The sequence below is a fragment of the Synechococcus sp. MU1611 genome, from assembly GCF_020514255.1.
Lineage (GTDB): Bacteria > Cyanobacteriota > Cyanobacteriia > PCC-6307 > Cyanobiaceae > Parasynechococcus.
In genome coordinates this window covers 52,378-64,458 of the sequence record NZ_VTLC01000002.1, presented here as the reverse complement: position 1 = coordinate 64,458, position 12,081 = coordinate 52,378, and the positions used below count along the sequence as shown (strand labels likewise).

Genomic DNA, 12,081 nt, shown 5'->3' with positions numbered 1-12,081 from the left:
GAGTGAACGGCCTTGGGAGGCATGTGCATCTGCGTGGACTGCAGCTGGGTCGACCGTTGTCAGGCCTATCACGCAGTTGAGCGTCAGCATGGCGTTCCGCATCTTGCTGAGACCCCGGATTTTGAGCCAGATGCGCCGAGAATTCACGTGTCGGTGATCGATCTCCCCAATGGTCAGGCCGGGGTTGAGTGGGATGTTCGGTCCTGCTCAAGCTTTAAGGCAGATCCCGGTCGATGGCGGCGTTGCTGTCCAGGACAGGAGTTGCCCCGATGACGGCCTTGCCGCTGCTGCTCGCCTTGCACAGCTGTTCGGATCGTTTTGGCATGGCGCTGCTGGATCCTGAGCAGCCTGGAGCAGGACCGCTCGTGCAGGTTCATCCGGATGGACGGGGGCTGTCTAACAGTTTGATTTCGCGCGTTCAGGCGCTCCTCCCCCCTGAGCGTTGGCCTCAATTGCAGGGCCTTGCCGTGGCGACGGGGCCCGGCGGCTTCACCGGCACCCGCCTGACGGTGGTGATGGCGCGCACCCTGGCGCAACAGCTGGATTGCCCTCTGCTCGGAGTAAGCAGTTACGCCTTGATGGCGCCACGCCTGGAGTCGCAACTGCTCGGATCGAATCATGGGCAACCGTTCTGGATCACTCAGGAGTTGCCCCGCAGGGGGGTGGTTGGTGGTCAGTACCAGGTCACCGCGGGGCAGGTCCACGAACTCAGCCTGCCGACGTTGTTGCCGGAGGGATGCTCTCCCAAGCCAGCCCTTGGGGCTCAACTCGATGTGGCTGAGGATGTGGCGCGCCTGTTGCAGCTGTTGAAACGCAGTCATGCCGCTGGCGCTGCGCTGCCCTGGGCCAAGGTCTTGCCGATCTATCCCACCTCTCCTGTTGGACAGGTCTGATGGCGGGAGTGCGCACAGGGCTGCTGCTGGGTGCCGGCCTCATGGCCTGGCTGCTGGGGCCCGGACCGCTGTCTCCCTATCGCCAGGCTCTGTTGGATCGCAGCCCACCGCAACTCGTTCTTGTGCTTGGAGGTGATGTGGACCGGGAACGCATGGGTGCCCGCTTGGCGCGTCAGCTTGATCTGCCGCTGCTGGTGAGCGGTGGCAGCAATCCTGAGTACGCCGAATGGATGCTCAGTGAAGAGCGCTTCAATCCAGACCGCGTCACCCTCGATTACAGGGCCCGTGACACCCTCAGCAACTTCACCTCTGTCGTGGACGAGCTGCAGGCGGATGGCGTTCGCCATGTCTTGCTGGTGACCAGCGAAGACCACTTGCCCCGCTCGATGGCGGTGGGCCAGGTGGTGGCTGGCAGCCGTGGAATTCAGCTCACCGGAGTTCCCGTGGAGTGCCGTACGGATTGCATGCAGGAGGGTCGCTTGAAGAAATGGAGTGACTGGCTGCGCGCTGTGGCTTGGGTGATGACGGGTCGAGACCTCAGGGATGCTGCGGACCCTGATCCAGCAGAGCATTGATGCGTTCCTGCAGCAGGGCGGTGGTGGCATCCAGATCGGGCCTGCGGCGACTGGCCGGTGCCGGGATGGGGTCACCGATACGCAGCTGGATGGGCACCAGCCGCGGCCAGCTGCGCCCCGTTCCCAAGGCGCGGTGGCTGTTATGGATGGCCACCGGCAGCAGTGGGGCGCCTGTACGCGCCGCCAGAAGGGCCGCTCCGGGGAGTGGGTTGTTGATCCGGCCGTCGCTTTGTCGCGTGCCGTCCAGGAAAACGCCGGTGGCCCAGCCCTCCTCGAGCCGTGCCGTCGCGGTTCGAATCGCTTCGCGATCGCTGGCCCCCCGCCGGACGGGGTAGGCACCACAGGCCCGGATCACGCGTCCCAGCAGCGGGATGCTGAATAGTTCTGCCTTCGCCATGAAAGCAACAGGGCGCCCCAGGGCATGGCCCAGCAAGGGGGGGTCCAGATGGGAGCCGTGGTTGGCCACCACCACGAGAGGCCCTTGCATGGGTACTCGGTTGTTGCCTGCGGTCGAGCCGCGGAACAGCAAGCGAAAGACAGGGAAGACCAGAAGGTTGCTGACCAGCCTGTAGGTGAAGCTCGGCTTGGGTGTGGGGACGAGGCTGGATTGACTCACTGTCCGAGGTCTCCCGCCCCGGCGATTTGGGCGGTGGTCACGCCACTCATGCTGCGTTTCGCCAGGCCACTGAGCACGTTCCCCGGTCCGATTTCCACCAGGGTGTCGACGCCGCTGTCGGTCATGGCCGCCATGGTTTCTCGCCAGCGCACCCCTGTTGTCATCTGTTGCTTCAGGCGCTGTTTGAGCTCGTCAGCGCTGGTGCTGGCGCTGGCAGCGCTGTTGCTGAGCACCGGAACGCGGGCATCTTGGAATGGCACCTGGTCCAGTGCAGCGGCAAAGCGCTCAGCAGCCTCTGCCATGAAAGGAGAGTGGAAAGCCCCGGAAACGACCAGAGGGATCGCGCGCTTGCATTTCAGGGCTTCACTCACGCTCTGCACGGCCTCTGGAGCGCCGGAGATCACCACTTGGGCATCGCTGTTGTCGTTGGCGATGCTGACGCCGTCCGTGGCGGCCACCAGGTCGTCCAGCTGACCGCGATCGAAGCCGATCACGGCCGTCATGGCACCGCCCCCAGCGCTCGCCATCAGTTCTGAGCGGGTTTTCATCAGCTGCAGGCCGGTGTCCAGCCCGAATACACCAGCGCTGTAGAGGGCGACCAGCTCGCCCAGGCTGTGGCCGGCCACCAGTGCAGGCTCGCGGCCCTGCTGCTGCAGATTGTCGGCCAGCAGCGATTCGATCACGAACAGGGCGGGCTGGGTGTTGCGGGTGTCGTTGAGATCATCCGGTCCATCACCGCCGCCGCTTTCGCCCTGGCAGATCGCCAAGAGGTCGCGCCCCAGCAGTTCGGAGGCTGTGGCGAAACGTTCGCGGCTGCCATCGATGCTGAGCAGCGCTTCTGCCATGCCCACCTTTTGAGAGCCCTGACCGGGAAAGACCCAGGCGATCGCCATTGCTGTGTTCTGCTGACCGTGCCGGAGATTAGGCGGGCCCGCTCCAGCGGAAGAGTGCTGCACCCCAGCTCAATCCCGCTCCGAAGCCACTGCTGGCGATGCGGTGCCCGGGTTGGATGCGTCCATCGCGCACGGCTTCGTCAAGCATCAAGGGAATGGTGGCCGCCGATGTGTTGCCGTAGTGCGCCAGGTTGCTGAGCACTTTCTCGGATGGGACAGAGAAGCGATCTGCCACTGCATCAAGGATGCGTTGGTTGGCCTGATGCAGTAGCAGCCAGTCCACGGCATCTGCGGCGACGCTTTTCTGTTCGAGCAGTTGCTCGAGAATGGCTGGCACTTCGCGCACCGCGAATTTGTAGACCTCCTGCCCGTTCATCTGAATGGGTTCGAAGCCGCCGCACTGATGGCTGGCGTTCCCCACAAGGGACTTGCGCTCGCTGACCTGGGGAAGCTGGAGCACCTCGCCTCGGCTGCCATCAGAGCGCAGCAGGAATCCCTCCAGATTGTCTTGGCCGTTGTCTGATGCCTCCAGCACCACGGCGCCGGCCGCATCACCGAACAGAACACAGGAGCGTCGGTCGTCCCAGTTCACCCAGCGGCTCAGTTGATCGGCTCCCACCACGAGGATGCGGCGCATCGCCCCACTGCGCAGGTACTGGGCAGCGGTGACAACGGCGAAAAGAAAGCCACTGCAAGCGGCGGTGAGATCAAAGGCCACGGCATTGGTGGCACCGAGATGAGCCTGCAGGCGTGGCGCCGAGCCGAACAGGTCGTCTGGGGTGGAGGTCGCCAACACAATCAGATCGAGGCTGTCGGCAGACCAACCAGCCATGGCCAGAGCCCGTTCCGCTGCTAATCCACTCAGTTCGTTGAGGGATTCATCCGCATCGATCACACGTCGTGCGGCAATCCCGGTACGACTCCGAATCCAGGAATCACTGGTTTCAACCCGCTGGCCGAGCTCTTCGTTGCTGATGGAGCGGCTGGGCGTCGCGCTGCCAGACCCTCGGAACAACACCCCTCTGGTTGTGCTGAGCGGCTCGACCAAAGCGGAGGTTGAAGGACGTCGCGTCAGTCAATCACAACCCTGATGCAGTGTTGCGAGATCCTCCATCACGCCATGGCTCGCAGCGGAGTGGGCAATGCGCAGGGCACTAACCACCGAGAGGGCCCGGCTGCTGCCATGGCCGATCACGGAAATGCCGTTGACGCCCAGAAGCAGCGCCCCACCGTGCTCGGCATGGTCCAACCGCTTCTTAATGCGTTTCAGGTTGCTGCGCAGAAACGCTGATCCCACCTTGCCGCGCCGCCCCCGGGGCAACTCCGCCCGCAGCACCCCCAGCAGAACACTGCCGACGGATTCCAAAAACTTCAGCAACACATTGCCGGTGAATCCATCACAGACCACCACGTCGAAATTGCCCGAGAGCACATCACGGCCTTCGCAGTTTCCGGCGAAATGCAGCCTGGATTCATCCCGCAGCAGTTCATGGGTCTTTAAGGAGAGATCGTTCCCCTTGCATTCCTCTTCGCCGATGTTCAGCAGGCCGATCCGCGGTTGACTCACCTGGAGAACATCACGGCTGTAGATGTTCCCCAGCAGGGCGAACTGGTGCAAATAGGCGGGTTTGCAGTCCATGTTGGCGCCTACGTCGAGCACCAACACCGGCTGACCGGGATCTTTGGTTGGGAACAGTGCACCGATGGCTGGTCGGTCGATGCCCTTCAGCCGTCCCAGCCGGAAAATCGCCGAAGCCATCACCGCGCCGGAATTCCCGGCTGAATAAACCGCGAGAGCCTCCCCTTTCTTCACGAGGTTCATGGCCACATTGATGCTGGCGTCCCGTTTGCGCCGCACCGCCGTGGCCTCGTCATCCATGCCGATGGAGGGGCCACTGGCCACCAGATCCAGATGCCCTGCTGCCCTTGCACTTTCTAGGGATTCGCGCAGGCCGAGGCTGTTGGCGGCGGCCATGACCCGCTCGATTTCCCCCACGAAGCGGATCTTCAGAGGCAGCCGGTCAATGGCGTCCAGACATCCCTCCAGAATCGGCCCCGGCGCATGGTCACCGCCCATGCCATCAACGGCGACCCAGAGACGCTCCGCATCGTCAATGTCGTCGGTGTCGGTGCCCCCCTGCAGCCAGCGGAGAGGGTCGAAAACCAGAGGTTGGAGCACGCTGCTGGCCACCGTGCCGGCTCCGGAGACCACGGTTTCCGCCACGTTGCCCGCCATCGATCCCGCTGCCGTTGCTGAGTTGGCAGCACCATCCACGATGGTTGTGACGGCGGCGTTGCGCCGATACCAGATCACCAGGCGACGGATCGCCCGAGGACGGTTGGTCTTGTTCCGCGGCTGAGGGGCCGGGGCGGGATCAGGGACCTTCGGAGGCAACGGAATCGACGATGCGCTGGAACAGGTAGCCGGTGCCCCGAGCTGTGAGGATCAACTCGGGATTGGCCGGATCATCCTCCAGTTTGGATCGCAGGCGGGAGATATGAACATCCACCACCCGGGTGTCCACATGGCGTTCCGGGGTGTAACCCCAAACCTCTTTGAGGATTTCGCCGCGGTTGAACGGTTCACCGGAACGGCTCACCAGCAGTTCCAGCAGGCTGAATTCCATGCCTGTCAGCCGGATCCTTTCGTCGCCACGGAACACCTGGCGTTTGTTGGTGTCGATTCGCAAGTCGATCACCTGAATGACCCCGGAGTTAGGGATGCCCGCCACCTGTTCCTTCTCAACCCGTCGCAGCACGCAGCGGATGCGGGCTTCCAGCTCCTTGGGGCTGAAGGGCTTCACCACGTAGTCATCGGCCCCAAGCTCAAGCCCTGTGATCCGGTCGGCAACGTCGCCGAGGGCCGTCAGCATCACGATGGGTACGTCCGACTCCTTGCGCAGCTCTTGGCAGACGCCGTAGCCGTCTAGCTTCGGCATCATCACGTCCAGCACCACGAGGTCGGGAGTGCAGGTCGGGAACAATTCCAGGGCTTCGGTGCCGTCGCAGGCGGTCACCACGTTGTACCCGATCATGGATAACCGGGTTTCCAGGATCCGTCGGATCGATGCCTCATCGTCGACCACGAGGATCGTTTCCTTGGTGGGAGCCGTGGCCGTCATGGGCAACGAGGCGTTAGTCACTTCTCGCCACAAATAAAAGGGCAGCCCCCTGATTCGTTCATTCAACGGCAACTTTCTTCACAGTTCGCAGTGCCCAAGTCCATCGCTGTTTTTGTCTGTCAGGTCTGCGGAGCCCGTGCCCGACAGTTTTTTGGCCGTTGCCCCGAGTGCGGCAGCTGGAATTCCTTGGTGGAGCAATCTCAGCCTCCAGCCGATGGCCGTCGCCGCCGCAGTGCCCCGGATCCAGAGGTGGCCGCTGCGCCGCGACGGTCCACCGCCATGGCCTCGCTGGAGGATCAACCGCTGCAGCGCCTGGCGACCGGTTCCGCTGAATTTGACCGTGTTTTGGGTGGAGGCCTTGTACCCGGTTCTCTGGTGCTCGTCGGAGGCGATCCGGGGATCGGCAAGAGCACATTGCTGCTGCAGAGCGCCTCGGCGATGGCGGCCGGTGCATCGGTGCTGTACGTGAGTGCTGAGGAATCTGCGCAGCAGGTGAAGCTGCGCTGGCAGAGGCTCGCTGGAGGTGCATCGGAGCTGCAGTTGCTGGCCGAAACCGATCTGGAATTGGTGTTGGAAGAGCTGGAAGCGCTTCGCCCCGCTGTGGCGATCATCGACAGCATTCAGGCTTTGCATGACGCCAATCTCACCAGTGCTCCGGGGTCGGTTGGCCAGGTGCGCGAATGTGCGGCTGCCCTGCAACGGTTGGCCAAACGCCAGAACATTTCCCTGCTGTTGGTGGGCCATGTCACCAAGGAAGGCATGCTGGCCGGCCCGAAGGTGTTGGAACACCTTGTGGATGCCGTGCTCACCTTCGAAGGTGACCGGTTCGCCAGTCACCGCCTGCTGCGTGCCGTCAAGAACCGCTTTGGCGCCACCCATGAGTTGGGTTTGTTCGAGATGCAAAGCGGTGGCTTAGCCGAGGTGGGCAACCCCAGTGAGCTGTTCCTCAGCGATGCCCGTGCGTCCGGTGTGGCGACGATCGTGGCCTGTGAGGGCACGCGTTCGCTGGTGGTGGATCTGCAGGCTCTGGTGAATGTCACCAGCTATGCCAGCCCGCGCCGCACGGCCACAGGGATCGGCACGAATCGTTTGCACCAGATCCTTGCGGTGCTCGAGAAGCACATGGGACTGCCGCTCTCGCGCTTCGATTGCTACCTCGCCGTTGCGGGTGGTCTGGAGGTGGAGGAGCCAGCGGCGGATCTGGGGGTTGCTGCTGCGGTGGTTGCCAGCTTCAGAGACCTCACCCTTCCCGCGGGCACGGTGTTGATCGGAGAGCTCGGTTTGGGGGGACAGCTGCGCCCTGTCGGCCAGCTGGAGTTGCGGCTCCAGGAAGCGGCACGGCTGGGGTTTCGACGGGCTGTCGTGCCCCGGGGCAGTGGCCTCGGAGATTTGGCGTCGGGCCTTGATCTAGCTCTTCTGGAGGCCGATAACGTCACCGAGGCCTTGGTGCTGGCGCTCGGTGATGCTGTGCAGCCCGATCCGACCTAATTCAGAAGTAGACGTCGACGTTGCTGCGGCCTGTTGACTTCAACCAGTTCTCGATATCGAGATAACCGCCGGGATTGAGGCGCACGGCCTGGGTCCAGACATCGGCCGCCTGGTCAAACCAGCGATCGGCTTCGTCCTGCCGACCGCCTTCCTCGGCGATTCGCCCCCGTTTTTCGTAGATCAGCCCCATGTTCTTGAGGCAGGAGGGTTGCTTTGGGTTTTCTTCGAGAGCCTGGCGGTAGGTCTCGATGGCCCGCTCCTCCTCGCCGTTGGACATGTAGATGATGGCCATGTTCTTGAGGGTTTCACTCCGGTCTGTGGAGTTCTCCTCAAGCTTCAGGGCCTCCTCATAGTTCTCCAGCGCCTCGGCGTAATCACCATCGTTCTGTGCAGAGAGGCCATCGCGGTAATAGACGTAGGCCTCCTTCGAGCGGGCATTGATCGGCAACAGCTTGACGATCAGGTCCGCCATCACCGTGAAGCTCTTGTCAATGAAGTTGTCGTTGCGGTTGCTGCGGGGCACGGCGCTCCGGCGGACTGGCCCCCATCCTGACGGGATCAGAGCCCGACCTAGCCTGCTCGTAATGATCCCTGTTGCGTAAACACCTGTGAGCCCTGCGGTTCAGACCGTCGTCCTGGATGTGGAAGGGATGAAATGCGGCGGTTGCGTTCGCGCTGTTGAAACCACCCTCTTGGACCAGCCTGGTGTCCAGCGTGCCGATGTGAATCTGGTCAGCCGCTCGGCCTGGCTCGATCTCACCGCGGGTGAGAGTGATGTTGCTGGGGTATTGAAAGCCCTTGCAGACAGGGGGTTCCCGGCCAAAGAGCGCGCTTTGGACGACCCAATAGGTGCGGCGGCTGCCGGCCAAGCATTGCCGGGCTGGTGGCAGCAATGGCGACAGCTGATGGTTGCCCTACTGCTGCTGCTGCTGTCTGTGCTTGGGCATCTCAGTGAGGCAGGGCAGCTGTCGCTGCCTCTGATCGGCACCCTTCCCTTCCACGCCACGCTTGCAACAGTGGCTCTGCTCGGGCCAGGCCGTCCGATCTTGGTGGGTGGTGTTGCCGCTGCCCGTGCAGGGGCTCCCAGCATGGACTCACTCGTGGGCCTGGGGGTGAGCAGTGCCTATGTGGCGAGCCTGGTGGCGTTGGTCTGGCCCCAGGTGGGTTGGCCCTGCTTCTTCAATGAACCGGTGATGTTGCTGGGCTTCGTCCTGCTTGGACGTTTCTTGGAGGAACGGGCCCGTTTTCGGACCGGGCAGGCGTTGCAGCAACTGGCCCGGCTCCAGCCGGACACGGCTCGCCTGTTGTTGCCCGACGGCGCGATTCGTGAGGTGCGCGTCGGGGCTCTCAGGCCCGGTGAAACCGTTCAGTTGCTGGCGGGTGACCGCGTGCCGGTGGATGGAGTGGTGCTTGAGGGGGCTTCGGCCGTTGATGTGTCGAGCCTTACCGGTGAGCCCTTGCCGTTGCAGGCAGAGCCCGGCATCGAGTTGTCGTCCGGCAGCCTCAATTTGGAGGCAACCCTGGTGTTCAAGGTCACCCGAGTTGGCGCCGAAACCGCTCTTGCCCGGATCATTCGCTTGGTGGAGCAGGCCCAGGCCCGTCGGGCCCCCATCCAGGGCCTTGCCGATCGTGTGGCGGGCCGCTTTTGCTATGGCGTTATTGGCCTGGCTCTCGCAACGTTTCTGTTCTGGTGGTTGTTCGGTGCGGAGCATTGGCCCCAGGTCCTGCAGGCTTCAGCGCCCGGGATGCCCCATGACCATGCGATGCCCCATGAGACGCATCACGGGGGGTTGGGACATGGAGCCAGTACCCCGATTGGTCTGGCCTTGCAACTGTCGATCGCTGTGCTTGTTGTCGCCTGCCCCTGCGCCCTCGGTCTGGCAACTCCAACCGTGATTACGGTGGCCACCGGCCTGGCAGCGCGGCGCGGTTGGCTGTTCCGCGGTGGCGATGTGATCGAAACCGCCGCGGGTCTGGATCATGTGGTCTTCGACAAGACCGGCACCCTCACCTTGGGTCGCCCTCTGGTGACCGATGTGCACGGGGATGAACCGGATCGTTTATTGCAACTCGCCGCCAGCCTGGAGCAAACCAGCCGTCACCCCTTGGCCTATGCCCTGCTGCAGGAGGCCCAGGGCCGGGAGCTCCAACTGCTGGAGTGCGATGACGTTCGCACTGTGTCCGGTCAGGGGCTGGAAGGTTATGTGGATGGTGCGTCGGCCAGGCTTCGTGTCGGAAAGCCCGACTGGTTGGTGGCGCAGGGTGTGGACATCTCCCCAGCCGCTCAGGGCTGGCTCTCTGCGGCTGAAGGCTCGGTGGTGGCGGTTGCTATGGGTGATCGCCTGTTGGGACTGATTCAGATCGAGGATCAGATTCGTCCGGATGTCGCTCCTGCGCTGCAACGCCTGCGGACCCATGGTTTGACCCTTTCGGTCTTCAGCGGTGACCGGGAGGCGGCCGTCCGCCGCCTCGGTCAGCAGTTGGGTTTCGCGGCTCATGATCTGGGCTGGCAGATGCTCCCGGAGCAGAAGCTGCAACGCCTCGAGCAGCTGCGTCAGCTCGAGCGGGTGGCGATGGTGGGCGACGGCATCAACGATGCGCCGGCTTTGGCCGCGGCTGATCTTGGGATCGCCATCGGTACTGGAACGCAGATCGCGCAGGACTCCGCTGGTCTTGTGCTGCTTGGCGATCGGCTCGACAACCTTCCCGAAGCCCTCAACCTGGCCCGCCGCACTCTGGTGAAGGTGCGGCAGAACCTGTTCTGGGCCTTCGGTTACAACCTCATCGTTCTCCCCGTTGCTGCGGGAGCCCTGCTCCCCAGCCACGGCGTGCTGTTGTCGCCTCCGCTGGCAGCGCTGCTGATGGCCTTGAGTTCCATCACCGTGGTGATGAATGCCTTGGCTCTTCGCTTGCCATGACTGGACGTCTCATTGTTTTGGAGGGCATTGATGGCTGCGGCAAGACCACGCAGATCCGTCATCTGGTCGATTGGTTGCCCACAAGCGGTCTGATGCCGAAGGGCGCTTCTTTGGTTTGTACCCGTGAGCCCGGAGGGACCCCCCTCGGACGCTCGATTCGTGAACTCCTGCTGCATACAGTCGACCAGGAGGCACCAGCTCCCACCGCCGAGTTGCTGCTGTATGCCGCTGATCGGGCTCAGCACGTTGAAACGTTGATCCGTCCGGCCCTGGAACGTGGCGACTGGGTTCTCAGTGATCGCTTCGCGGGTTCAACCTTGGCGTATCAGGGCTATGGCCGTGGCTTGGATCAAGACTTGATTCAACGGCTTGAACAGATCGCTACCACTGGCTTGCAGCCCGATCTCAGCCTCTGGCTCCGCCTTCCTGTTCAAGCCAGTCTTGAGCGGCGCCTTGGGGACAAGCAAGACCGCATCGAAGCGGAGGGAGCTGCATTCCTGGAACGGGTCTCGCAGGGTTTTGCGCAGTTGGCGCAGCAGCGCTCCTGGTGCTCTGTCGCTGCTGACCAGTCAGCGAGTGCCGTCAGTGCTGCTCTGGAACGTCGGCTTCAGGAGCATCTGGCTTGAGCGCGCTGTTTGAGGATCTGATCGGCCAGCCCCTCGCAGTTGATCTGCTGTCGGCAGCCCTCGCCCAGGGGCGCGTGGCACCGGCCTACCTCTTCGCCGGCCCTGAGGGGGTCGGGCGTCAACTGACGGCAGTGCGTTTTCTGGAGGGTCTGCTGGCCGATGGTCAGCCCTCTGCCCGGGAGCGGCGACGCTTGCTGGAGCGCAATCACCCTGACCTGCTCTGGGTGGAGCCCACGTATCAGCATCAGGGGCGTTTGCTCACCCGTGCTGAAGCCGAGGAGGCGGGACTCAGTCGCCGGACCCCGCCACAGTTGCGGTTGGAGCAGATTCGAGACATTGGCCGCTGTTTGGCACGGCAGCCCGTGGAGGCCCAGCGAGGCATGGTGGTGATTGAAGCCGCCGAAGCGATGGCGGAGGCAGCGGCAAACGCCCTGCTGAAAACGTTGGAGGAACCAGGCCATGGGGTGCTGATCCTGTTGACATCAGCCCCTGAGCGGCTGCTCAGCACCATTCGCTCCCGTTGTCAGTTGATCCGTTTTCTCAGGCTCAATCCCGAGGCCATGGCACAAGTGCTCGAGCGCACCGGTGCCATGGCTCAAGACGCGCCAGAACTGCTGGCGCTGGCTGCCGGTTCTCCAGGTGCTTTGATCGATCATCGCCGCAGCCTGGCGGGTGTACCGGAGGACTTGGTTCAGCGCTTCAACGCCCTGCCTGCCAATCCGATGGAGGCTCTGTCATTGGCGCGCGATCTGTGCGAAGCCCTGGATGGCGAGCAGCAGCTGTGGCTGATCGGCTGGTGGCAACATCGGCTTTGGCACTGCGGTAGCTCCGCTGCGATGCTCAAGCGACTGGACATGCTGCGCGGTCAGTTGCTCTCTTTCGTACAGCCTCGTCTGGCCTGGGAGGTGGCGCTTCTGGATCTCACGCCATCCGTTTAACAGGCCGTCTGA

General features: G+C 63.3%; 13 protein-coding genes. 7 read left to right on the top strand and 6 right to left on the bottom strand.

Translation table 11 applies throughout. The features are described 5' to 3' along the window. The first annotated feature begins 21 nt into the window (after positions 1-21). The 3 genes from FZZ92_RS04810 to FZZ92_RS04800 are packed head-to-tail and all read left to right on the top strand — an operon-like array spanning position 22 to position 1,468. Positions 22-273 carry a Ycf34 family protein gene (locus FZZ92_RS04810; protein ID WP_115024415.1) on the top strand — a complete coding sequence of 84 codons (252 nt, stop codon included), beginning with the start codon at positions 22-24 and terminating at the stop codon, positions 271-273. Then, a complete protein-coding gene (tsaB, locus tag FZZ92_RS04805; protein WP_226422719.1) occupies positions 234-893 on the top strand; it encodes a tRNA (adenosine(37)-N6)-threonylcarbamoyltransferase complex dimerization subunit type 1 TsaB in 660 nt (219 codons plus the stop codon). Before FZZ92_RS04810 ends, tsaB begins: the two co-directional genes overlap by 40 nt. Then, positions 893-1,468: a YdcF family protein gene (locus FZZ92_RS04800; protein ID WP_115024411.1), complete on the top strand. Its 576-nt coding sequence runs from the start codon at positions 893-895 to the stop codon at positions 1,466-1,468. Before tsaB ends, FZZ92_RS04800 begins: the two co-directional genes overlap by 1 nt. Here FZZ92_RS04800 and FZZ92_RS04795 read toward each other — a convergent pair. The 5 genes from FZZ92_RS04795 to rpaB are packed head-to-tail and all read right to left on the bottom strand — an operon-like array spanning position 1,431 to position 6,099. Continuing rightward, positions 1,431-2,084, bottom strand: a complete 654-nt coding sequence (locus FZZ92_RS04795) for a lysophospholipid acyltransferase family protein (RefSeq protein WP_166018477.1) — start codon at positions 2,082-2,084, stop codon at positions 1,431-1,433. The two genes, FZZ92_RS04800 and FZZ92_RS04795, sit on opposite strands and share 38 nt — an antisense overlap. After that, a complete protein-coding gene (gene fabD, locus FZZ92_RS04790) occupies positions 2,081-2,977 on the bottom strand; it encodes an ACP S-malonyltransferase (protein ID WP_226397368.1) in 897 nt (298 codons plus the stop codon). Before fabD ends, FZZ92_RS04795 begins: the two co-directional genes overlap by 4 nt. Before the next feature lie 28 nt (positions 2,978-3,005). Then, positions 3,006-3,995 (bottom strand): beta-ketoacyl-ACP synthase III, encoded by a 990-nt coding sequence (locus FZZ92_RS04785; protein ID WP_226422718.1) that lies wholly within the window; start codon positions 3,993-3,995, stop codon positions 3,006-3,008. Between the two features lie 57 nt (positions 3,996-4,052). Continuing rightward, positions 4,053-5,372 (bottom strand): phosphate acyltransferase PlsX, encoded by a 1,320-nt coding sequence (gene plsX, locus FZZ92_RS04780; protein WP_226397366.1) that lies wholly within the window; start codon positions 5,370-5,372, stop codon positions 4,053-4,055. Further along, positions 5,353-6,099, bottom strand: a complete 747-nt coding sequence (gene rpaB / locus FZZ92_RS04775) for a response regulator transcription factor RpaB (RefSeq protein ID WP_115094937.1) — start codon at positions 6,097-6,099, stop codon at positions 5,353-5,355. The genes plsX and rpaB overlap by 20 nt, the downstream gene beginning before the upstream one ends. A 90-nt stretch (positions 6,100-6,189) precedes the next feature. On the opposite strand from rpaB, the gene radA reads away from it, so the two are divergent. Further along, positions 6,190-7,587, top strand: coding sequence for a DNA repair protein RadA (radA, locus tag FZZ92_RS04770; protein WP_226422717.1), 1,398 nt, complete (start codon positions 6,190-6,192; stop codon positions 7,585-7,587). A 1-nt stretch (position 7,588) separates the two neighbouring features. Here radA and FZZ92_RS04765 read toward each other — a convergent pair whose 3' ends face one another. Continuing rightward, complete coding sequence (locus FZZ92_RS04765) at positions 7,589-8,110, bottom strand: photosystem I assembly protein Ycf3 (protein WP_115024398.1); 522 nt, start codon at positions 8,108-8,110, stop codon at positions 7,589-7,591. A gap of 85 nt (positions 8,111-8,195) precedes the next feature. On the opposite strand from FZZ92_RS04765, the gene FZZ92_RS04760 reads away from it, so the two are divergent. The 3 genes from FZZ92_RS04760 to FZZ92_RS04750 are packed head-to-tail and all read left to right on the top strand — an operon-like array spanning position 8,196 to position 12,069. Next, positions 8,196-10,505, top strand: a complete 2,310-nt coding sequence (locus FZZ92_RS04760) for a heavy metal translocating P-type ATPase (RefSeq protein WP_226422716.1) — start codon at positions 8,196-8,198, stop codon at positions 10,503-10,505. Next, positions 10,502-11,131: a dTMP kinase gene (gene tmk, locus FZZ92_RS04755; protein ID WP_226397363.1), complete on the top strand. Its 630-nt coding sequence runs from the start codon at positions 10,502-10,504 to the stop codon at positions 11,129-11,131. The genes FZZ92_RS04760 and tmk overlap by 4 nt, the downstream gene beginning before the upstream one ends. Beyond that, positions 11,128-12,069: a DNA polymerase III subunit delta' gene (locus FZZ92_RS04750; protein ID WP_226397362.1), complete on the top strand. Its 942-nt coding sequence runs from the start codon at positions 11,128-11,130 to the stop codon at positions 12,067-12,069. The genes tmk and FZZ92_RS04750 overlap by 4 nt, the downstream gene beginning before the upstream one ends. Positions 12,070-12,081 lie beyond the last annotated feature (12 nt).